The organism is Nonomuraea sp. NBC_00507 (assembly GCF_036013525.1).
Classification (GTDB): domain Bacteria; phylum Actinomycetota; class Actinomycetes; order Streptosporangiales; family Streptosporangiaceae; genus Nonomuraea.
Window position 1 is genome coordinate 7,052,085 of the sequence record NZ_CP107853.1, and the last position, 21,195, is coordinate 7,073,279.

Annotated in this window: 20 protein-coding genes; 15 read left to right on the forward strand and 5 right to left on the reverse strand. The window is 71.2% G+C overall.

Going from position 1 to position 21,195, the window contains the following annotated elements:
- Positions 1 to 47: 47 nt before the first annotated feature.
- The 5 genes from pafA to OHA25_RS33990 all read left to right on the forward strand — a co-directional run bounded on the left by pafA (position 48) and on the right by OHA25_RS33990 (position 4,844).
- Positions 48 to 1,406: a Pup--protein ligase gene (gene pafA, locus OHA25_RS33970; RefSeq protein WP_305921461.1), complete on the forward strand. Its 1,359-nt coding sequence runs from the start codon at positions 48 to 50 to the stop codon at positions 1,404 to 1,406.
- A 75-nt stretch (positions 1,407 to 1,481) separates the two neighbouring features.
- Entirely contained in the window at positions 1,482 to 2,417 is a 936-nt protein-coding gene (locus tag OHA25_RS33975; protein ID WP_327580995.1) for an FKBP-type peptidyl-prolyl cis-trans isomerase, read from the forward strand.
- Positions 2,418 to 2,738: 321 nt separating this feature from the next.
- Positions 2,739 to 3,638 (forward strand): FKBP-type peptidyl-prolyl cis-trans isomerase, encoded by a 900-nt coding sequence (locus OHA25_RS33980; RefSeq protein ID WP_327580996.1) that lies wholly within the window; start codon positions 2,739 to 2,741, stop codon positions 3,636 to 3,638.
- Positions 3,639 to 3,686: 48 nt separating this feature from the next.
- Positions 3,687 to 4,331 (forward strand): helix-turn-helix transcriptional regulator, encoded by a 645-nt coding sequence (locus OHA25_RS33985; protein ID WP_327580997.1) that lies wholly within the window; start codon positions 3,687 to 3,689, stop codon positions 4,329 to 4,331.
- A 33-nt stretch (positions 4,332 to 4,364) separates the two neighbouring features.
- Positions 4,365 to 4,844 (forward strand): DUF3291 domain-containing protein, encoded by a 480-nt coding sequence (locus OHA25_RS33990; RefSeq protein WP_327580998.1) that lies wholly within the window; start codon positions 4,365 to 4,367, stop codon positions 4,842 to 4,844.
- On the opposite strand, the gene OHA25_RS33995 is transcribed toward OHA25_RS33990, so the two are convergent.
- On the reverse strand, positions 4,790 to 5,857 hold the full coding sequence (locus OHA25_RS33995) for a DUF3866 family protein (RefSeq protein WP_327580999.1): 1,068 nt from the start codon (positions 5,855 to 5,857) through the stop codon (positions 4,790 to 4,792). The two genes, OHA25_RS33990 and OHA25_RS33995, sit on opposite strands and share 55 nt — an antisense overlap.
- Before the next feature lie 37 nt (positions 5,858 to 5,894).
- On the opposite strand from OHA25_RS33995, the gene OHA25_RS34000 reads away from it, so the two are divergent.
- The 7 genes from OHA25_RS34000 to OHA25_RS34030 all read left to right on the forward strand — a co-directional run bounded on the left by OHA25_RS34000 (position 5,895) and on the right by OHA25_RS34030 (position 13,171).
- Complete coding sequence (locus OHA25_RS34000; protein WP_327581000.1) at positions 5,895 to 6,845, forward strand: helix-turn-helix transcriptional regulator; 951 nt, start codon at positions 5,895 to 5,897, stop codon at positions 6,843 to 6,845.
- An 87-nt stretch (positions 6,846 to 6,932) separates the two neighbouring features.
- Complete coding sequence (locus tag OHA25_RS34005; protein WP_327581001.1) at positions 6,933 to 7,904, forward strand: helix-turn-helix transcriptional regulator; 972 nt, start codon at positions 6,933 to 6,935, stop codon at positions 7,902 to 7,904.
- Positions 7,901 to 8,056 (forward strand): hypothetical protein, encoded by a 156-nt coding sequence (locus OHA25_RS34010; protein WP_327581002.1) that lies wholly within the window; start codon positions 7,901 to 7,903, stop codon positions 8,054 to 8,056. Before OHA25_RS34005 ends, OHA25_RS34010 begins: the two co-directional genes overlap by 4 nt.
- A gap of 67 nt (positions 8,057 to 8,123) precedes the next feature.
- On the forward strand, positions 8,124 to 8,435 hold the full coding sequence (gene tatA / locus OHA25_RS34015; protein ID WP_327581003.1) for a Sec-independent protein translocase subunit TatA: 312 nt from the start codon (positions 8,124 to 8,126) through the stop codon (positions 8,433 to 8,435).
- Positions 8,436 to 8,461: 26 nt separating this feature from the next.
- Positions 8,462 to 9,376: a twin-arginine translocase subunit TatC gene (gene tatC / locus OHA25_RS34020; protein WP_327581004.1), complete on the forward strand. Its 915-nt coding sequence runs from the start codon at positions 8,462 to 8,464 to the stop codon at positions 9,374 to 9,376.
- Positions 9,377 to 9,456: 80 nt separating this feature from the next.
- Complete coding sequence (locus OHA25_RS34025; protein WP_327581005.1) at positions 9,457 to 10,344, forward strand: diacylglycerol/lipid kinase family protein; 888 nt, start codon at positions 9,457 to 9,459, stop codon at positions 10,342 to 10,344.
- 91 nt (positions 10,345 to 10,435) lie between these two features.
- Positions 10,436 to 13,171, forward strand: coding sequence for a DEAD/DEAH box helicase (locus tag OHA25_RS34030; RefSeq protein WP_327581006.1), 2,736 nt, complete (start codon positions 10,436 to 10,438; stop codon positions 13,169 to 13,171).
- 16 nt (positions 13,172 to 13,187) lie between these two features.
- On the opposite strand, the gene OHA25_RS34035 is transcribed toward OHA25_RS34030, so the two are convergent.
- Positions 13,188 to 13,373 carry a hypothetical protein gene (locus OHA25_RS34035; protein WP_327581007.1) on the reverse strand — a complete coding sequence of 62 codons (186 nt, stop codon included), beginning with the start codon at positions 13,371 to 13,373 and terminating at the stop codon, positions 13,188 to 13,190.
- Positions 13,374 to 13,769: 396 nt separating this feature from the next.
- On the opposite strand from OHA25_RS34035, the gene OHA25_RS34040 reads away from it, so the two are divergent.
- Together OHA25_RS34040 and OHA25_RS34045 are read left to right on the forward strand one after the other, a co-directional pair.
- Positions 13,770 to 15,710: an ABC transporter ATP-binding protein gene (locus OHA25_RS34040; protein WP_327581008.1), complete on the forward strand. Its 1,941-nt coding sequence runs from the start codon at positions 13,770 to 13,772 to the stop codon at positions 15,708 to 15,710.
- A 78-nt stretch (positions 15,711 to 15,788) separates the two neighbouring features.
- Positions 15,789 to 16,370, forward strand: coding sequence for a TetR/AcrR family transcriptional regulator (locus OHA25_RS34045; RefSeq protein ID WP_327581009.1), 582 nt, complete (start codon positions 15,789 to 15,791; stop codon positions 16,368 to 16,370).
- Here OHA25_RS34045 and OHA25_RS34050 read toward each other — a convergent pair.
- The 3 genes from OHA25_RS34050 to OHA25_RS34060 all read right to left on the reverse strand — a co-directional run bounded on the left by OHA25_RS34050 (position 16,357) and on the right by OHA25_RS34060 (position 19,394).
- Positions 16,357 to 17,769: an RNB domain-containing ribonuclease gene (locus tag OHA25_RS34050; RefSeq protein WP_327591080.1), complete on the reverse strand. Its 1,413-nt coding sequence runs from the start codon at positions 17,767 to 17,769 to the stop codon at positions 16,357 to 16,359. The two genes, OHA25_RS34045 and OHA25_RS34050, sit on opposite strands and share 14 nt — an antisense overlap.
- Before the next feature lie 42 nt (positions 17,770 to 17,811).
- Positions 17,812 to 18,129 carry an STAS domain-containing protein gene (locus OHA25_RS34055; RefSeq protein WP_327581010.1) on the reverse strand — a complete coding sequence of 106 codons (318 nt, stop codon included), beginning with the start codon at positions 18,127 to 18,129 and terminating at the stop codon, positions 17,812 to 17,814.
- Between the two features lie 371 nt (positions 18,130 to 18,500).
- On the reverse strand, positions 18,501 to 19,394 hold the full coding sequence (locus OHA25_RS34060; protein ID WP_327581011.1) for a siderophore-interacting protein: 894 nt from the start codon (positions 19,392 to 19,394) through the stop codon (positions 18,501 to 18,503).
- A gap of 290 nt (positions 19,395 to 19,684) precedes the next feature.
- On the opposite strand from OHA25_RS34060, the gene OHA25_RS34065 reads away from it, so the two are divergent.
- The gene (locus OHA25_RS34065) at positions 19,685 to 21,124 is read left to right on the forward strand and encodes a pectate lyase family protein (RefSeq protein WP_327581012.1); all 1,440 of its coding nucleotides are present in this window, start codon (positions 19,685 to 19,687) and stop codon (positions 21,122 to 21,124) included.
- Positions 21,125 to 21,195 lie beyond the last annotated feature (71 nt).

Below are 21,195 nucleotides of genomic sequence, written 5' to 3' on the forward strand. Positions count from 1 at the left end.
TGGGAGGATCTCTCCCGCTGGCCGACCCGCGGGCATAGTGTGTGGTAATGGATCGTCGCATCTTCGGGCTGGAGAACGAGTACGGCGTGACCTGCACGTTCAGGGGACAGCGCAGGCTGTCGCCCGACGAGGTCGCGCGCTACTTGTTCCGGCGGGTCGTGTCCTGGGGCCGATCGAGCAACGTCTTCCTCCGCAACGGCGCACGTCTGTATCTGGACGTGGGCAGCCATCCTGAATACGCAACACCCGAGTGTGACAACGTCATCGAGCTCGTCACCCACGACAAGGCCGGCGAGCGCATCCTTGAAGGCCTCCTCGTCGACGCAGAGAAGCGGCTGCGCGAGGAGGGCATCGCGGGTGATATCTACCTGTTCAAGAACAACACGGACTCGGCCGGCAACTCCTACGGCTGCCACGAGAACTACCTGGTCGGCAGGCACGGGGAGTTCGGGCGGCTGGCGGACGTGCTGATCCCGTTCCTGGTGACGCGGCAGATCGTGTGCGGGGCCGGCAAGGTGCTGCAGACGCCCCGCGGCGCCGTCTACTGCGTGTCGCAACGGGCCGAGCACATCTGGGAGGGCGTCTCCAGCGCCACCACCCGGTCCCGGCCCATCATCAACACCCGTGACGAGCCGCACTCCGACGCCGAGCGGTTCCGCCGCCTGCACGTCATCGTGGGCGACTCCAACATGAGCGAGACCACCATGCTGCTCAAGGTCGGCGCCACCGACCTGGTGCTGCGCATGATCGAGGCGGGCACGGTGATGCGCGACCTGTCGCTGGAAAACCCGATCAGGGCCATCCGCGAGGTCTCCCATGACATGACCGGCCGGCGCCGGGTGCGCCTGGCCAACGGGCGGGAGGCGTCGAGCCTGGAGATCCAGCAGGAATACCTGTCGAAGGCGAAGGACTTCGTCGACCGGCGCGGCGGCGACGCCATCGCGCACCGGGTGCTGGAGCTGTGGGAGCGCACGCTGCGCGCCGTCGACACCGGCGACCTCGACCTGGTCTCGCGGGAGATCGACTGGGTGACGAAATACCAGCTGATCGAGCGCTACCGCAAGAAGTACGATCTGCCGCTGTCGTCGCCGCGGGTGGCGCAGCTGGACCTCGCCTACCACGACGTGCACCGCAAGCGTGGCCTGTTCTACCTGCTGCAGAAGCGCGGCTCGGTGGAGCGGGTGGCCTCCGACCTGAAGATCTTCGAGGCCAAGTCGGTGCCGCCGCAGACGACCAGGGCGCGGCTGCGGGGCGAGTTCATCCGCAAGGCGCAGGAGAAGCGCCGCGACTTCACCGTCGACTGGGTGCATCTCAAGCTGAACGACCAGGCGCAGCGCACGGTGCTGTGCAAGGATCCGTTCCGCAGCGTGGACGAGCGGGTGGACAAGCTCATCGCCGGGATGTAGCCATCGGTTTACCTCGGCCCTACCTGGGAGTCGGGTAGGGTGACGCGAATCTGCCGTCTTTTCCGAGGGAAGCGCATGCGCCGCGTTCTGGCCGTTCTGGCCGCCATGCCGTTGATCTTTTTCGCCGCCGCGTGCGGCTCTGAAGAGAGTCCCGCGACCGGCGCTTCCGCCGGGGTGAACGCCGGGGTGAAGGTCACCGGGAATGTGGGCGCCAAGCCCACAGTGACCTTCCCCTCCGGCTCGCCCGCGACCAAGTCGTCGTATGAGGTGATCCAGCCGGGCAACGGCGCCGCGGTCAAGGCCGGCGACAAGCTGATCGTCAACCTCACCGTCTTCAACTGGGACGGCAAGGGCAACGCCGTCCAGGGCTCCTCGTACGACACGAAGGCGCCCGAGACGATCCCGGTCAACGAGCAACTGCCGCAGGTGCTGCAGGAGGGCTTCACCAAGGTCAAGCACGGCGGCCGGCTGCTGGCCGTGCTGGCCAACGACTCGATCCCGCAACAGCAGCAGCAGACCGCGCCGGCCGAGCCGACCAAGGTGTTCGTGATCGACGTGGTCGGCGCGCAGCCGGCGGCGCTGAAGGCCGCCACCGGCAAGGAGACCGGCCAGAACCTCGCGGGCGTCAAGGTCGAGAACCCGGGCGGCGACAAGGCGCCCACGCTGACCACGAAGACCTCCGAGAAGCCGTCGGACAAGCTCGTCGTCAAGACGATCATCGAGGGCACCGGGGCGAAGGTGCAGCCCACTCAGACGCTGACCGTGCACTACACGGGCAAGATCTGGGGCACCGACAAGCAGTTCGACTCCAGCTGGGAGCGGGGGGCGCCGGCCGAGTTCCCGCTCAACGGAGTGATCAAGGGGTGGCAGCAGGGGCTGGCCGGGGTGCCGGTCGGCAGCCGGGTCGTGCTGAGCATCCCGCCGGACCTGGGGTACGGCGACCAGGCGCAGCAGAACATTCCCGCGAAGAGCACGCTGGTGTTCGTCGTGGACATCCTCGCCGCCTACTGACCCGCTTCGATGGGCGGCCACGGCAGGGTGTGCGTTGCCTGCACACTCTGCCCGGATCGCCGGGCCTCAGGTCGGCGCCGCAGCTGCCGGCGGCTCGGCGTCCGGGCGAGGGTGCGAGGCACGCGTCGAGGGTCGTCCTGCGCGGCGGGCGCTCATCGGGCACTGCGGCGGGCTGTGCGGCATTGTGAGGCATGAGGGGACATCGGGGCTCGCCCCGGTATGGGGATATTTCCGGGCTTGCTGACGTGTGATCTGGGGTCGCGGTAGCATCGCCAGGCCCGGCGGCGCAGCGTCGGCGGGCCGTTTCGCGTGGGAGGATCGATGCTCCGCCGTGCCGTCGCCCCGCTCCTGCCGGCGCTCCTGCTGGCGGCCGGCTGCACGGGCGCGCCGGCGGGGAGCCTGGAGCTGAAGGTGGGCGGCGCGTTCGGCGCCAGGCCCACGATCGCCTTCCCCGACGGCAGGCCGGCGGCCGGGCTGCAGGTGGACGAGCTGGCCACCGGCAAGGGCGCGCGGCTCGAGCCGGACGACGTGGCGATCGTCGCCTACACCGCGCACGTGTGGGACGGCGGCCAGAACCGCCTGGTCGACTCCAGCTTCAACCGCGGAGCCCCGGCGGCGTTCCCCGTGGGGCGGCTGCTGCCGGGCCTGGACCAGGCGTTGCGGGGCCGCACGGTCGGCAGCCGGGTGATCGCGGCGATCCCGCCCGAGCAGGGCTTCGGCCCCAACCCGCCGAGCGGCGTGCAGCCGGCCGAGGAGTTGTTCTACGTCGTCGACATCCTCGGCGCTCACCCCAAGGGCGCCTCGATCGACGGCCGCGGCGGCACGCTGGCAGGCGTGCGCGTCAGCGGCGGCGCACGCCCGAAGCTGACGGTGCCTGCGACGGCGCCGCCTGCGCGGTTCGCCGCCAAGGTGCTCGAGCGCGGCGCCGGGCGCAGGACGCAGGCCGGGCAGCTCGTGGTCGTCCAGTACACGGGCGCGGTCTGGGCCGGCCGCCGGATCTTCGACACGACCTGGACGACGGGGCAGCCGAAGGCGTTCAGGATCGGCGACGGCACCGTGATCAAGGCCTGGGACCGGGCGCTGGCAGGCGTCCCGGCCGGCAGTCGCGTCCTGATGATCGTCCCGCCCGCGTACGGGTACGGCGCCCCGGGTCACCCCGCATACGGGATCAAGGGCTCCGACACGCTCGTCTTCGTGGTGGACGTCCTGGCCGCGTACTGACGGCGAAACAGACGCGGACCAAGACACGCGGAGAAATAGACTCCGCGTGTGAGTACCGACGACCTCGAGGCGCTGGCCTTGCTGCACGACCCCGTACGCCGCAGCCTCTACGACGCCGTCACCGCCGGCGGCGGCGACGTGGGCAGGGGAGAGGCGGCCGAGGCGGCGGGCGTGTCCAGGACCCTGGCCGGGCACCACCTGGACAGGCTCGTCGAGGCGGGCCTGCTGGAGAGCGGGTTCCGGCAGCAGGAGAAGAAGGGCCCGGGCAGCGGCCGTCCCGCCAAGGTCTACCGCAGGGCCAGGGGTGAGCGGTCGGTGAGCCTGCCGCCGCGCGACTACGCCGCCCTCGCCTCGGTGCTGGCCGGCGTGGTGGACCTGCTCGGGGCAGAGGAGCAGGCCGAGGAGGCGGCGCGGCGCGCGGGCGAGCGCTTGGCCGGTCGGCACGCCGGGCAGCCGGTCGAGCGGGTGCTGGGGGAGCGCGGCTACGAGCCGTACGAGGAGGCCGGGGTGGTGCGGCTGCGCAACTGCCCGTTCCACGCCTTGTCCGAGGAGCAGCCGCTGCTGGTGTGCTCCATGAACCTGGCCCTGTGCCAGGGGCTGCTCCAGGGGCTCGGCGACGACCCGGCCAGGGCGAGGCTGGATCCGCGGCCGGGGGAGTGCTGCGTCGCCCTTTCTAAAACAAATATGGATTGACATAGAAGGGGCAGGGATGGTGTGCTGAGCGCCATGCATCTCGCAGAGCTGAACATCGCCCATTTGCGCGCGCCCGTCGACTCCGCCGAACTCGCCGAGTTCGTCGCCCTGCTCGAACCCATCAACGCCATCGCCGACGAGGCCCCCGGGTTCGTCTGGCGGCTGAAGGAGAGCGAGAGCGACCCCACCGCCACCGTCGTGCACGACTACGGCGACTACCTACTGATCAACTTCTCGGTGTGGGAGTCGCTCGACACGCTGTGGAACTACGTCTACCGCAGCGCCCACCTGGGCGTGCTGCGCCGCCGCAGGGAGTGGTTCCTGCGCATGGCGGAGCCGTACATGGTGATGTGGTGGGTCCCGGAGGGGCACATCCCGTCGCTGGCCGAGGGCATGGCGCGGCTGGAACGCCTCAAGGCGGAGGGCCCCAGCCCTGAGGCGTTCACGTTCAAGGACGCCTACGACAGCAGCGAGGCCGCCAGCCTGCCGGCCGCCGCCGAGGCCACGAAGTAGGCCAGGTCCTCCTCCAGCCCCCGGCCCATCGTCGACAGCTTGACCGGCGAGCCGCGCAGCGCCTCGTGCAGGCCGTCCACCGGCACCGGCACCAGACGGTGCCGGACGGCCAGTAGCTCGGCCTGGTCCCTGACCCGCTCGCCGAACTCGCCGGGCAGCTCCGGCACCGGCACGTCCGCCGGACTCAGCGCCACCCGGCCGTAGGCGGTCAGCGAGTGGTGCGAGACGCCGTAGTGGCGCTCGCGCAGGTCGCCCTCGCTGACCCGCAGCGCCGCCACCGGCCGTCCCCGCAGCACCCCGGCCGCGTTGACCGCCTCGCCCGCCGCCACGCCTGAGAAGCCCCACTTGGTGCCCGTGCCCAGGTTGCCCGGGCCCTGGGTGACGATCGCGACGTCGGCCTCCAGCACGTGCCTGGCCGCCAGCAGGCCCGTGTGCACGGTGACCGCCTCCACCTCGCCGCCGAACGCCTGCCCGACCGTCACCACGCCCGCCAGCCAGCCGGCTTCCCGCAGCCGCGCCGCGGCCATCGAGAACCACACCGGCAGCGCGCCGCCGTCCTGCATCACGTACGCCACCCGCGTGCCGGGCGCGGACTCGTACAGACCGCACAGGATCGGAGCGAGCGCCGAGTGCAGGTCGGCCACCACCACCGGCATCTCATCCAGCGCGTCCGCCTCGCGCAACTTGTCGTGATGAGGAGAATCCTGCTCGTCCGCGCCCAGCACTGTGGCCTGCAGCGGCGTGTACCGGGCCTTCACCAGGTGCCCGGGTCCCTCGGGATCTTGCGGCAAACGGTTCGGGACGGCCACCACCATGGCGTAACCTCCCGTACCGAGACCCATCGCGAGCGCGGTCGTGTTGAGCAGCACCTCGTCGCCGGGTTCCGGGCGGCCCACCAACGGCGGGTACGCGAGCGCCCGGCACTCCCCCTCGGGGACGGCGACGTCCAGCTCCACCGCTCCCGGCCACTCGCGTCGGATCCGTACGACCTCGCCCTTGCGCCATCTGATCACGGGGGCAGGGTAGCGTCATGAAGGAGGAGTGAGGCAGATGTCGCGCCGGAAAACGGAACGGTTGCTCAATCTGGTGATCTGCCTGCTCGCCACCCGGCGCCCGCTGTCGGCCGAGCAGATCCGCCAGGCCGTGCCCGGCTACGACCGGGACGGCGACGAGGCGTTCCAGCGCATGTTCGAGCGGGACAAGAACGAGTTGCGCGAGCTCGGCATCCCCATCGACGTGGTGCGCGACCCGTGGGAGGACGAGCCGGGCTACCGGATCGAGCGGCAGTCCTACGAGCTGCCCGAGATCACCCTGGAGCCCGACGAGGCCGCCGTGCTGGGGCTGGCCGCGCAGGTGTGGCAGCGCGCCAGCCTGGCCGAGGCGGCCTCAGGGGCGCTGCTGAAGCTGCGCGCCGGCGGCGTGGCCACCGACCAGCCTGTCGGCACCGGGGCCCTGGAGTTGCGCGTCGACACCCGCGACCCGGCCTTTCCCGCGCTGTGGGACGCCGTACGCGACCAGCGGGTCGTGCGCTTCGACTACCGCGGCGCCGGCAGCGAGAGCGTGCGCAGCCGCACCGTGGAGCCGTGGGGCGTGGTCAGCCGCCGCGGCAAGTGGTATCTGGCGGGCTTCGACCGCGACCGGCAGGCACCGCGCGCCTTCCGGCTCAGCCGCATCACCGGGCAGGTCGCCGCGCTCGGCAAGGCGGGCGCCGTGCAGGTGCCCGAGGGTGTCGACCTGCGGGCCATGGTCGGCTTCCCCGACGAGCCCATGGACGAGCGGGTCGCCGTCGTCCGCGTGCGCCAGGGGACGTGCGAGGGGCTGCGGCAGCTGGCCAGGGCCGTGCATCCGGGCATCGACGGGTGGGACGAGGCCGAGCTGGCCTTCTCCGACCCCGAGCGGCTGGCCGGGTGGATGGCCAGCCTCGGCGCCGACGTCGAGGTCGTCGAGCCGCCGGACGCCCGCGAAGCGGTCATCCGCAGACTGAAGGGGGCCATGGCATGAGGGGACTGGTGTTCACGTGAGCGAGCGCAGCGAGCGAGCAATGAGACGCAGCAGTGGGCCACTCATGCGACCGACGAAGGAGGGCGCATGAGTGGGTCGGCGGATCGGCTGCCGAGGTTGCTGGCGCTGGTGCCCTACCTGATGTCCCACCCGGGGGCGCAGGTCGGCGAGGTGGCCGCGGTGTTCGGGCTGAGCGAGAAGCAGCTCATCGACGACCTGCAGCTCGTGTGGATGTGCGGGCTGCCCGGCCACACCCCCGGTGACCTGATCGACGTGTCCTGGGACGGCGGCGAGATCATCATTGACAACGCCGACACCATCGCCAGGCCGCTGCGGCTCGGCATCGACGAGGCCAGCGCCCTGCTGGTCGCGCTGCGCATGCTGGCCGCCACTCCCGAGCTCGCCGAGGTGCAGGCCGGCAGTGACGCGCTGCCCCGGGTGATGGCCAAGCTGGAGCGGGCCGCGGGCGAGGGCGCCGCCACCGTCAGCAGCCAGGTCGCCGTCGACGTCGACGCCACCCCCGACGCGCTGCCGCGCGTGCGCGAAGGACTCAAACGGGGCCGCAGGCTGTCACTGCGCTACTACGTGCCCGGCCGCGACGAGGTGACGCCGCGCGAGGTCGACCCGACCCGGGTCGTGGTCGTCGACGGCCGCGCCTACCTCGAGGGCTGGTGCTACCGGGCCGAGGCGATGCGGCTGTTCAGGCTCGACCGGATGCTCGGCGTGGATGTGCTCGACGTGCCCGCCGACCCGCCGGAGGAGGCCGAGCCGATCGACGTCACCCAGGGCGTCTTCCGGCCCTCGCCGACCGACGAGCTGGTCGAGCTGGAGGTCAGCGCCGCCGGGCGCTGGGTGGCCGAGTACTACCCGTGTGAGCAGGTCACCGAGCTGGGCGAGGGGCGGCTGCGGGTGGCGTTGCGGGCCCGCGACGAGGACTGGATACTCAAGCTGGCGCTGCGGCTGGGCGACACCGGCAGGGTCGTCTCCCCGCCGCGGATGGCCGAGACCGTGCACCGGGAGGCCGGGCGCGCCCTGGCCCTGTACGCTCACCGGTCATGACGTGGATCTTCTTGACCGGCGGGCTCGTCCTGGCCGGGCTGGCCGTCCTCGCGGCCGCGGCCGCCCGCGTCGTGGCAGCGGCACGCGGGTTGAACAGGGAAATCGCTCAAATTAACGAGCAATTCAGGCTGAAAGAGGACCTCAAGGGATGAGGCAGAGCCGCTGGCAGCGTACGATCGGGGGGAAGTACAGCACCGCTCTCACCATGAAGGACGTCACATGAACTTGGGAGCTCCAGAGATCATCCTGATCCTGGTGGCGTTGGTCCTGCTCTTCGGGGCCAAGAAGCTGCCGGACCTCGCCCGTGGCGTCGGCCGGTCCCTGCGCATCTTCAAGGCCGAGACCAGCAAGATGACCGAGGACGATGACAAGCCGACGGTCGTGCAGGCCACGCCCGAGCCCCAGCAGGCGCCCGCGCCCCCGCAGCAGATCCCGGCCGCGCCGGTGATCTCCGCCGAGGAGCAGGCCCGCCGGCTCGAGGAGGAGGCCGCGCGCCTGCGTGCCGGCGCTCAGGCAGACAAGCGTCCCTGACCACCCCTCGTCCCCAGGACTGCTGAATGGCGCTGCTGAAACGGTCGGGTCCCAAGCCCAAGCCGGAGCCGGACCCCGAAGGCCGGATGCCGCTCATGGAGCACTTGCGTGAGCTGCGCAACCGGTTGCTCATCGCGTTCGCCGCCGTGGCGGTGGGCCTGATCATCGGCTGGATCGTCTCCGGCCCGGTGTGGGAGCTGCTCAAGGAGCCCTACTGCTCGACCCCGCAATCGCGCCAGCTCAACGGGGAGTGCAGTCTGACCTACAACGGCATCTTCTCGTCGTTCTTCATCACGCTGAAGGTCTCGTTGATGGTCGGCCTCGTGGTGTCCTCGCCCGCCTGGCTCTACCAGCTCTGGGCGTTCGTCACCCCGGCCCTCTACCGCACCGAGAAGCGTTACACGATGACGTTCCTCGCGCTGGCCATCCCGCTGTTCGCGCTGGGCGCGGCGCTGTCCTACATCATCATGGACACCGCCCTGGGGTTCCTGCTGGGGTTCTCCCTCGACGGCACGGTCGCCACCATCTCGATCGACGACTACCTCGACTACGTCCTGATCATGCTGATGATCTTCGGGGTGTCGTTCGAGCTGCCGCTGGTGCTGGTGTTCCTCAACATCATCGGCGTGCTGCCGCACGCGACGGTCGCCAAGCACCGGCGGCTGGTCATCTTCCTGATGTTCGTGTTCGGCGCCATCGTCACGCCCGGCGGCGACCCGATCACCATGATGGCGCTGGCGGCGCCGATGATCGTGCTGTTCTCGGCCGCCGAGCTGTTCATGTATCTGCGGGAGAAGCGGCGGCCGCAGAGCGAGTTCGCGGACCTGTCCGACGACGAGGCCTCGCCCCTGCCGGAGGACACACCGCTGCCGGAGGACACGCCGCTCGACGACGACGATCCCGACAAACGCCTTGAAGAGGACTCCGGTCCGGCGCGGTAGCGGACGGGGCACCGGGCCTCCGGAGCTCTCCAGGCCAGAAGAGGATTCCGGTTCCGGCCGATAGGCGATAGGTTCCGGGCGTGTCCCCGCAAATCGCGCTGCTCGTCAACCCGGCCGCCCGCGGTGGCCGGACGCTGCGCCTGCTCGAGCCCGTGGCCCGCCGGTTGCGTGCCGGAGGCGCCGAGCTCTCGGTGATCGTCGGCGACAACGCCGCGGACGCGCTCGAACGCGCCTGCACCGCCGTCGCCGAACGCCCCGACGCGCTCGTCGCCTTCGGCGGCGACGGCCTGGTCCACCTGGCCGTGCAGGCCGTGGCCGGCACCGACGTGCCGCTCGGCGTCATCCCCGCCGGCACCGGCAACGACATCGCGGCCGCGCTCGGCCTGCCCTGCACGGACCCCCTCGCGGCGGCACGGACCGTCCTGCGCATGAAGTCGCGGCCGATCGACGCGGCCCGCATCCGCGCCGGGGGCGTCGAAGAGCTGTTCGCGGGCGTGGTGTGCTGCGGGTTCGACTCGCGGGTCAACGAGCGGGCCAACCGGCGCACCTGGCCGCCCGGGATGGCTCGATATCTGGTCGCGACGCTGGAGGAGCTGCGGTCGTTCCGGCCGATCCCGTTCCGGGTCACCTTCGACGAGGACGAGGTGGTCGAACAGGAGGCCATGCTGGTGGCCGTGGCCAACACCTGCTCGTACGGGGCCGGGATGCGGGTGTGCCCGGACGCCCGGCCCGACGACGGGCTGCTGGACGTGGTGATGGTGGGCGCCATCTCCAAGCCGGAGTTCCTGCGGGCGCTGCCCAGCGTGTACCGGGGGACGCATGTCGGTCACCGGGCGGTGTCGGTGCGGCGGGCGCGCAGGGTGCGGCTGGAGGCCGCGGACGTGGTGGCGTACGCCGACGGGGAGCGGATCGGGCGGGCGCCGGTGGAGTGCGAGATACGGCCCGGGGCGCTGCGGATCATCGTTTAAGATCTACATTGTAAAGGCGTCCGGACGAGGCGGCCGGCGCGGAGGAACGGGCGGGACGGACCGGAATGGCGATTTCGGTAGGCTGGCGGGTATGACAACGCCAGCGGAACGCTACGCGGCCTTCCGTCAGAAGCACGGGGACGAAGGATCCGCACTCAGATCGTTCCGAGGTCTCTACGACTTCGAGCTGGACGACTTCCAGCTGGACGCCTGCCGGGCTCTCGAGGCCGGCGACGGCGTCCTGGTGGCGGCGCCCACGGGGTCGGGCAAGACGGTGGTCGGCGAGTTCGCCGTCCACCTGGCCCTGGAGCAGGGCCGCAAGTGCTTCTACACCACCCCGATCAAGGCGTTGTCCAACCAGAAGTACAACGACCTGGTCAAACGCTACGGCACCGCCAAGGTCGGCCTGCTGACCGGCGACAACAGCATCAACGGCGACGCCCCCATCGTGGTCATGACCACGGAGGTGCTGCGCAACATGCTCTACGCCGGGTCGGCCACGCTGGGCGGGCTAGGTTTCGTCGTCATGGACGAGGTCCACTACCTGGCCGACCGGTTTCGCGGCGCGGTGTGGGAAGAGGTCATCATCCACCTGTCGGAGTCGGTCCGGCTGGTGGCGCTGTCGGCGACGGTGAGCAACGCCGAGGAGTTCGGCGAGTGGATCGGCGAGGTGCGCGGCGACACCACGGTCATCGTCGACGAGGTCCGGCCGGTGCCGTTGTGGCAGCACATGATGGTGGGCAACAGCCTCTACGACATGTTCATGAACGACGAGCTGACGCCGCGCATCAACCCCACCCTGATGCGGGTGACCAGGGACGCCGAGCGGCTGACCGCGGGCCGGGGCCGGCGCGGCTACGGCCGCCCCCAGCGGTCCCGGCCGCCGGACCGGGTGCAGGTGATCGAGAAGCTCGACGCCGAGGCGCTGCTGCCGGCGATCACGTTCATCTTCTCCCGCGCCGGCTGCGACGCGGCGGTGCAGCAGTGCCTGTACGCCGGGATCCGGCTCACCACCGACCGCGAGCGGCACGAGATCAGGCAGCTCGTCGACGAGCGCACCGCGCACCTGCCCGACGAGGACCTGGCGGTGCTGGGCTTCCTGGAGTGGCGCGACTGCCTGGAGCGCGGGCTGGCGGCGCACCACGCGGGCATGTTGCCGGCCTTCAAGGAGGTCGTGGAGGAGCTGTTCACGCGCGGGCTGGTCAAGGCCGTCTTCGCCACGGAGACCCTCGCGCTCGGCATCAACATGCCGGCCCGCAGCGTGGTGATCGAGAAGCTGGACAAGTGGAACGGCGAGACCCACGCCGACCTCACGCCCGGCGAATACACGCAGCTGACCGGGCGGGCCGGGCGGCGCGGCATCGACGTCGAGGGGCACGCCGTGGTGCTGTGGCAGACGGGCATGGACCCGCTGTCGGTGGCGGGCCTGGCCGGCACCCGCACCTACCCGCTGCGCTCCAGCTTCCAGCCGTCCTACAACATGGCGGTCAACCTGGTGGGCCAGTTCGGCAGGGAGCGGGCGCGCACGCTGCTGGAGGAGTCGTTCGCGCAGTTCCAGGCCGACCGGGCGGTCGTGGGCCTGGCCAAGCAGCTGCGCAAGCAGGAGGAGGCCCTGGAGGGCTACCAGGAGGCCATGACGTGCCACCTGGGCGACTTCCCTGAATACGCGGCGCTGCGCCGCCGCCTGTCCGACCGGGAGGCCGAGCTGGCCAGGCAGCGGGGCGCCGCCCGGCGCGCCGCGGCGGTGCGGTCGCTGGAGGCGCTGCAGCCCGGCGACGTCATCCGGGTGCCCGGCGGGCGGCGGGCCGGATTGGCGATCGTGCTCGACCCGGGGCGCAACCCGCGCGGTCGCGCCGCCGGGACGGGGCCCACCCCGCTCGTGCTGACGATCGGCAAGCAGATCAAAAAGCTCGACCCGGCCGACTTCCCGGTGCCGGTCGAGCCCTTGGAGAAGCTGCGCATCCCGAAGAACTTCAACGGCCGCTCGCCCAAGGAGCGCGCCAACCTCGTCTCCACGCTGCTGGCCAAGATGGGCGACCGTGACCTGGGCAAGCCGGACCGGGTCCGCGACCACGCCGTGGAGGACGAGGAGGTCAACGAGCTGCGCCGGCGCATCCGCCAGCACCCCTGTCACGGCTGCGACGAGCGTGAGGACCACGCCCGCTGGGCCGAGCGCTACTACAAGCTGCAGCGCGAGACCGAAGGGCTGCGCCGCCGCGTCGAGGGCCGCTCGCACGTGATCTCCCGTACGTTCGACCGCATCTGCTCGGTGCTGGAGCAACTCGGCTACCTCGACGGCGAGGCGGTCACCGACGAGGGCAGCCGCCTGGGCCGCATCTACACCGAGCTGGACCTGCTGACCGCCGAGAGCCTGCGCCAGGGGCTGTGGGAGGAGCTGGAGCCGGCCGAGCTGGCGGCATGCGTGTCGGCGCTGGTGTTCGAGTCACGGGCCGCCGACGACGCCCGACGCCCCAAGATCCCCGCGGGGCGCGCCCAGGACGCGCTGACGGCGATGATTCGGCTGTGGGGGGAGCTGGAGGGCATCGAGTCCGACCACGGGCTGTCCACCATCAGAGAGCCCGACCTGGGGTTCGCCTGGGCGGCGTTCCGCTGGACGAAGGGGCACAGCCTGGACGCGGTGCTCATGGACGGCGTCAACGGCAACGAGCTGGCCGCCGGCGACTTCGTCCGGTGGATCAAGCAGCTGATGGACCTGCTCGGCCAGCTGGGGAACGCGGCCCCGCCCGGCAGCAAGATCAAGCAGACCTCCGTCAAGGCCGTGGACGCCATGCGGCGCGGGGTGGTGGCCTACTCCTCGCTCACCTGAGCATGTTCATGGCTGTCTAGTCGTCGTGGCGGAGTCCGAGGACCGTCACCATCAGGCCCAGCAGGCCTGCCACGGCGGCGACGGCGGTCAGCGCGCCGCCCTCGAACCACAGGTGCAGCAGGCCGAAGCTCTTGCCGAAGACGTGCTCGGCGACGAGCGCGCCGAAGCCCTGAATCATGAGGATGATGCCGAGGAACGTCATGCACCGATCGTGGCAGGCGTGGCGAAGCCTTTCATCGAACCAAAGTATCGGCCGTCCTCCTCCTCGGAACCAGTCCCCAGAAGCACCTTTGGTGGTCTGATTACCTACTTTAGGCATTCCATGGATTTACCCCTAATTTAAGTGGAATGCGGAATTGCCTTTCTGGGCTGGGCCGGCGGGTCAAGTCTCTTTTGCATCGGTGAATATCTCGTGATTTATCAGAATTAGGGTGCTAACGTCCGATTTGTGAATGTGTCGGCCATCCAATGGGGGAGGAATCATGGCTAACACGCAGTTCACGCAAGTCGGGTTCCAAGAAGGATGGGGTTGGGGCCGACGGCGGGGGTGGCGACGACGCCGCCGCTGCTGGGGCAGACGTCGTAAGTGGTGGTGGGGGTGGTAAACACACCCCGTGAGAGCCGGCGGCTGAGCCGCCGGCTCTCTTTCGTCGCCTCCGGCCGCGAACTCGCGCCGGCGATTTCCCTTCGCCGCACCTTCCGCGAGTTCTGGCCGGACACGCGCGGGCTGCGCCGGCTGTTCGTGGCCGGCCTGCTGCTCGCCATCGTGGCCGCGCTGTGCGAGGTCGCCGCGATCCGCCTGTTCGGCCACATCACCGACGAGGTGCTCGCCACCCGGAATCTGGGAGCCTTCTGGGTTCCGGCGCTCAGCTGGCTCGGGCTCGCCGCGGTCGCGGGGGTCGCGGCCTTCGCCGGCACGTACGCCACCGCGCTCGGCGCCGAACGGTTCCTGCTAGGGCTACGCGACCGGGTGTTCGCCCACATCCAGACACTCGCGCCGGACTTCTCGGAGAAGCGGCGCCTCGGCGACCTCATGGCCCGGCTCACCGACGACGTCGAGGCCATCGAGGAGCTCGTCGGCTCAGGAGTGGTCAAAGCCCTCACCGCGGCCGCCAGCGCGGTGTTCTTCGCCGGAGCCGCCTTCCTCATCCGGTGGGACCTCGCGCTCGTCACCTTCGCGCTCATCCCGGCGTTCCTGCTGGTGTCGAAGGCGTTCGCGGGCAGGTTCAGGACGGCCGCGGCACGCGAGCGGCACAGCAACGGCGTCATGAACAGCGTTCTGGAGGAAGGGCTGGCCAACCAGCCGCTCGTGCAGGCGTACAACCGGCAGCCGGCCGAGTCGCGCCGCCTGCACGCCGAGGGACGCACGTGGCTGCGTGCCAACATGGCGCAGGCCTGGCTGTCCGGCCTGTACGGCCCCGCCGTCCAGATCATCGAGACCGTCTGCCTGATCGTCATCCTCGGCGTCGGCGCGTGGGAGATCGCCGCGGGCCGGCTGACCATCGGCGGCCTGCTCGCCTTCGCCGCGTACCTGGCCCTGCTCTACCCGGCCGTGCAGAGCCTCGGCGAGCTGGCCCTGACGGTGTCGGAGGCGGCCGCGGGATCCGACCGGATCATCGAGATCCTGCGGACCGAGCCCGCCGTCACCGACGCACCCGGCGCGGTGGCCGCCGGAACTCACGGACGCAGTCGCGGGTGGGTCGAGTTCGACAAGGTCGGCTTCGCCTACCCGGGGCGGGCGCGGCCGGTGCTGCGGGAGGTGTCCTTCACCGCCGGGCCCGGCGAGCTGCTCGTGCTCACCGGGCCCAGCGGGGCGGGCAAGTCCACGCTGGCCAAGCTGCTGCTGCGCTTCTACGACCCGGACGCGGGGTGCGTCCGGCTCGACGGCGCCGACATCCGGGGCCTGACCCGCGAGTCGCTGCGGGCCAACGTCACCGTGCTGCACCAGGAGACACTCCTGTTCTCCGGGTCGGTACGGGACAACATCGCCTACGGGCGGCCGGACGCCTCGCACAAGGAGGTGATCAGAGCCGCCGAAGCGGCCGGGGTGCACGATTTCGTCAAACTGCTGCCGCAGGGGTACGACACGCCGGTCGGGCAGCGGGGGCGCCTGCTGTCCGGCGGGCAGCGGCAGCGGATCGCGATCGCCAGGGCCATCCTGCGCGACGCGCCCGTGCTGGTGCTCGACGAGCCCATGAACGGGCTGGACGAGGCGACGGCCGCCCAGGTCATGCAGCCGCTGCGGCGGCTCATGGCCGGTCGGACGACGATCCTCATCACCCACGACCTGCGGCATGTGCCCGAAGGGGCGCGGGTCGTCGAGCTGGAGCCGGTGCCCCGCGAGGATCGCCTGCGCCTCAAGCGCACCGGTACCCCGGCCCGCCGCCCGGCCCCGCGCCGCGCCGCCCAGCCGGCGCCGGTGCCGGGTACGGCGTGGCAGGCGACTGTGCCGCCGGGTGAGCCGCCTGCTCAGGGCCGGCACGCCGCGGCGCCACGCGAAACCGTCTCCGGCACACGCCAGGCGCCATCGCCTCCGTAGGCGCTCCCGCCCGGTCTCTGTCCCCGATAGAATCGGAGAGCGCTCTCCGCTTGTCAGGGACGAAGGCAGGTGCATGTCATGGGCGACGACCACAGCACGGGCAGGCCGCTGCGCGCCGACGCCCGCCGTAACCGCGAGCGGGTCCTGCAGATCGCTCAAGAGGCCCTGGCCAGCGACGGACTGACCATCTCCTTCGACGACATCGCCCGCAGAGCCGGGTTCGGGGTCGGGACCGTCTACCGGCATTTCCCGACCAAGGAGGCCCTGTTCGAGGCGGTGCTGCTGGGGCGGATCGAGCGGTTCGTGGCCGACGCCCGCGCGCTGGGCACGGCCGAGGACCCGGGCAAGGCGTTCTTCGGGTGGTTCGCGCAGGTGGTGGAGCTCGCCTCGGCCAACCAGGCGCTGTGCGACATGCTGGACAGCGGCTCCGGGATGGCGTTACGCCCGGGCTCGACGCTCGCGGACGACTTCGCCGGCGCGCTCGGCCGGCTGCTGACCAGGGCGCAGCAGGCCGGCGCGGTGCGGCCCGACCTGGTGACGGAGGACGTGCAGGACCTGTTGCGAGGGTGCCTGGCGGCGGAGCGGCGAGCCCGGGCCAGGGGCGGAGCCGTGCGGCTCGCGGAGGTCATCTGCGACGGGATGCGCGTCAGGCCAGGGTGAAGCGGACCTCGCGGGTTGCCGGGTCCGCTTGCGCCAGGCGTACCGTGACCTGCTCGCCGAGCGGGAGGGCCCCGTCGCAGCGGGCGATCACCGCGGGGTCGGTGAGCTGCACCTGCCCGCCGCCGCGCCGCTCGTCCACGTCGATCACCACCGCCTCAAACGCCTGCCCGAGCCGGTCCCGCAGCAGGAACGCCTCCACCAGGTCCACGCACGCCCGGTCCATGGCCGCCGCGCGCCGCCCCGAGGACGACATGACGGCGGGCAGGCTCGCCAGCCCCGCCCGCACGTCGGACGGCACCGGCTCGCCCGCGGCGACCGCCAGGCACACCTCGGTCGCGTACCGGTCGACCAGGCGCCGCAGCGGGGCCGTGACGTGCGCGTACGGAGCCGCCACCGCGGCGTGCCCGGCCTCCTTCGGCGGCGCCCCGTCGAAGGCCTCGTAACCGGAGCCGCGCAGCAGCACTCTCGACTCGTGCAGAAACGCCGCCTGCTGCGGGTCGCGCGGATCCAGGTCGTGCACCACCGCGCCGTAACCGGCGCCGTCAGGCCACGGCACGCCCAGCGCCCCCGCCACCCTGCGGACCTTGGCCAGGTCGTCGGGACGCGGCGGCGGCAGCACCCGCAGGATGCCGATCTCGGCGTCGAGCATCATGGCGGCCGCGGCCATGCCGGTCAGCAGCGAGATCTGCGCGTTCCACGCCTCGGCCGGCAACGGCAGCCGGAACTCCAGCCGGTAGCCGCCGTCGGCGGGGACCACCTCCTGCTGGGGCGTGGGCAGGGTGACGCCGCCGCGCTCGCGCTCCAGGGCCAGCCGGAGCCGGCCGATCTCGGCCAGCAGCCCCAGGACGCCGTCGGCGGTGCCGGTGTCGACGGCCGCCTGCACGTAGGCGTAGTCGAGGCGCTCGCGGCTGCGGACGAGGGCACGCTGCACGTCCGCGCCCACCGTGCGGCCGTCGGCGTCGAGGTCGATCCGCCACACCGCGGCCGGCCGCGGCGCGCCTGGCAACAGGCTGGCCGCGCCCTCCGACAGCACGCGGGGGTGCAGCGGCACCTTGCCCGCCGGCAGGTAGACGGTCTCGCCCCGGGAACGGGCCTCGGTGTCGATGATCCCGCCGGGCTGCACGAAGGCGCCGACGTCGGCGATGGCGTACCAGACGCGGTAGCCGGCGCGCAGCCGTTCCAGGTGCACGGCCTGGTCGAGGTCCATCGAGCCGGGTGGGTCGATGGTGACGAACGGCACGTCGGTGAGGTCCTTGCCGGTCGGTCGAGGCACCTCCGCCACCCATTCGGCCTCGTCGAGCACGGCCCGCGGGAAGGCGCCCGGCAGCGCGAGCTCGCGGCTGATCCGCTCGAAGCCGTCTTCCAGCTTGACCGGGATCTCTTCAGGAACCTGAATCATCGACACGCCCCCCAACCTACCGGGGTGCGCGGGCGGCGCCGATCAAGCGAGGTGGCCGTCGAGCCCGGTGATCCGCAGCAGCCGCCGCATGGCCGGCGGGACGCCCGCGATGCACAGCGGCGTGTGCTGGCGCCGGGCGTGGTCGTGGACGGAGACGAGCACGCTGAGCCCGGCCGCGTCGATGAAGGACAGGCGGCTGACGTCGATGACCACCGCGGCGTGCTGGGCGCGGCCGGCCTCCCGTAGCAGGGCGAGCAGGTGACCCCTGAGCAGCTCGGTGGTGGCGATGTCGAGCTCGCCGGACACGGCGACCGTCACGGTGCCGTTGCGGCGGCTGGTGGTCAGCTGTAGTGGATCCAAGTCCGGCTCCGCGCTCTGTCAGGGCCGGGAACACTCCTGTCGCTGTGCGCGGACCCGCCCTTGTCGTCGACACCAGATGCGATGCGCAGGTCACTCAACGCGACTGCGTGCTTCCGGAATGGAGTTTACCTGCCTGCTCGCGAACGTCGAGAGGCTGCGATGGTTTCGGGTAGACAGGAGAATTCCCCGGGAAAGCAATTTCGAATACCCGGTGGGAAAAACATCCCCCTCAGCCGTCGGCCGGTCCGGCCGACTGATCCCGAGCAGGGCGGGCGGCTCATGGAAGAGGGGCCCGTGGGGGAGTCGTGCTGCGCCTGCGCCCGACGTGGCGGCGCATGCGCTGCCGCGTGAGGTGGGGCGGACGAGGCGGGTCAGGCGTTGACCTCGGCGCGGCCGTGCCGCCAGTAGCCCATGAACGCCACCGCGCGCCGGTCCATGCCGCGCTCGGCCACCAGATGCCGGCGCAGGTTTTTGATCACCGCCGCCTCGCCGGCCAGCCACGCGTACAGGGAGTCGGCCGCCTCCTCCTCCGGCACCTCCCACAGTTCCTCGGCGTCGACGTCCACGTCGTCGAAGGATTCGGGCTGGGGCAGCGCCGGCAGCAGCCGCTCGGCCGCGGCCCGCACGGCGGGGACGAGCAGGCCGCCGCGCTCGGCGTCGTTCCTGGCCAGCCACGAGACCGTCACCGAGCAGGCGGTCTCGACCGGCAGGAAGTCGTCCTCGCACGGAACCTCCATGAGAGCCTCGCCCTGGACGCCGGCCGGCAGGCGTTCGAGGACGGAGCAGATCGCGGGCACGGCGGTCTCGTCGCCGGCGATGAGCACGGTCTTGCTGCCGGCCGGCGGGCGGAACTCCAGGCCGCCGTGCCATCCGTCGTAGCGGGCGTCGGGGCCCATGAGGACGGCCGTGTCGCCGGGCCGCACCTGCTCCGTCCAGCGGGCCACCGGGCCGTCGCCGCCGGGGTGCATGACCACGTCGACGTCGACCTCGCCGGCCTCCCGGCGCACCTGCCTGGCGGTGTAGGTGCGCATCGGGTTGCGCTTGTCGTCGTCGAGCCCCCGCCACCGCGTGAACCAGTCGGGGCCGGCCGGCAGGTGGGCCAGGCCGTGCTCCGGAACCGGCAGGATGAGCTTGATGCGCTGGTCGAACCCGTTGTCGGCGAAGTGATGGAGATCGGCTCCGGTGAACGTCACCCGCAGGAACGACGGGCTGAGCCGCTGCAGCCGCTCGACCTGGACGTGGAACATGTGAAAGGGCTCGCTCATCCCCGGCCTCTCGATCGATATTAGGTGAGCCTAACCTAAACGATCGCGGCCGGGATGGCCAATGCCGCCGGGCCGCCCGGGAAAAGCGCACGTCAGGGGTGGTTCGCACAGTGGGCGCCGCAGGACTGTGATGAAAGTTTCACGCCTCGTTGACAGCGGGAAAGCGCTTACCTATGTTGTGGCGTGTTCGCTCACACGTATGGCAGCCACATATGTGAACGATGCTCACCTGGGGGGCCACCATCTCGCAGGCCGGCTCGGCCTGCACGGGCCAGCAAGGAGCTTGTATCGTGCGACACAGAATCAGCGGCAGGACAGCCGCGGTCATCGCGGGCGCCATCGCCCTCGCCGGCACCACCGTGGCCGGCATCGTGGCGGCCTCCTCCGCGGCGGCGGCGCCAGCGCCCGGGACGTACACCGTGGTGAACAACGGCAGTGGCCTGTGCCTCACCGTGCCGGGGGCCACCACGTCCGACGGCGTCCAGCTCACCCAGACCGGCTGCGGCGGCTCCGGTCAGACCTGGAACCTGGCCGCGAGCGGGAGCGGCTACACGCTCAAGGCCGCCCACAGCGGCAAGTGCGCCGGCGTGCGGGACGCCAGCACGTCCGCGGGCAAGGCCGTGCAGCAGGAGAGCTGCACCGGCGCGTCGTCCCAGACGTGGACGCTGCCCGAATCGGGCAGCACCGTCCGGGTCGTCAACGCCAACGGCGGCAAATGCCTCAACATCAAGGACAACTCGACCGCGTCCGGCGCCCTGGTGCAGCAGAACTCCTGCGACTCGGTCGCGACCAAGCAGTGGCGGCTCGTCCCCGCCGGCGGCGGCGACCCCACCCCGACCGTGACGCCGACGACACCGCCTCCCGGCCCCGGGAACCCGACCGGACTGGTCGGCTGGGCCACCCAGGGCGGCGGCACCACCGGCGGCGGCGGCGCCTCGCCCGTCACGGTCACCTCGGCCTCGGCTCTGACCAGCGCCCTGTCGGCCAGCGGCGCGTCGGTGATCCGGGTGTCCGGCACGATCTCCTGCTCCGGCATGCTGCGCGTGGCGTCCAACAAGACCGTGCTGGGCAACTCCGGCGCGACCATCGCGGGCTGCGGGTTCAACATCTCCGAGGCGTCCAACGTGATCGTCCGCAACCTGACCTTCCGTGACTGGAACGACGACGCCATCAACATCCAGTACGCCACCCGCGTCTGGGTCGACCACAACTCCTTCAGCAACGGCTACGACGGCGCCGTGGACGTCAAGCGGGCCAGCGACTACGTCACGATCTCGTGGAACAAGGTCTCCAGCCACAGCAAGACCATGCTGCTCGGCCACGACGACGGCAACAGCGCCGAGGACCGCGGGCACCTGCGCGTGACGTACCACCACAACTGGTTCGACGGCACCAACAGCCGCCACCCGCGCGTGCGCTACGGCAACCCCGTGCACGTCTACAACAATTACTACGGCAACATCGGCGACTACGGCGTGGCCTCCACCCAGGAAGCCGGCGTGCTGGTCGAGGGCAACTACTTCGAGAACACCGACGACCCCTTCCACCGTGGCGAGGGCGACTCCGACCCGGGCAACCTGGTCGCGCGCAACAACCACTTCGTCAACTCCGGCGCCGGCGACCAGGGCGGCAGCGTCGGCTCCATCCCCTACTCCTACACGCTCGACACCCCGGCCAACGTCAAGTCCATCGTGACCGGGGGCGCGGGCGCGGGCCGCATCTCCGTCTGACGCCTCCCGCACGGCCCCTCCGGCTCCCGCCCCCGGAGGGGCCTCCCCGCGCCCGGTGACCATGAGCGCTT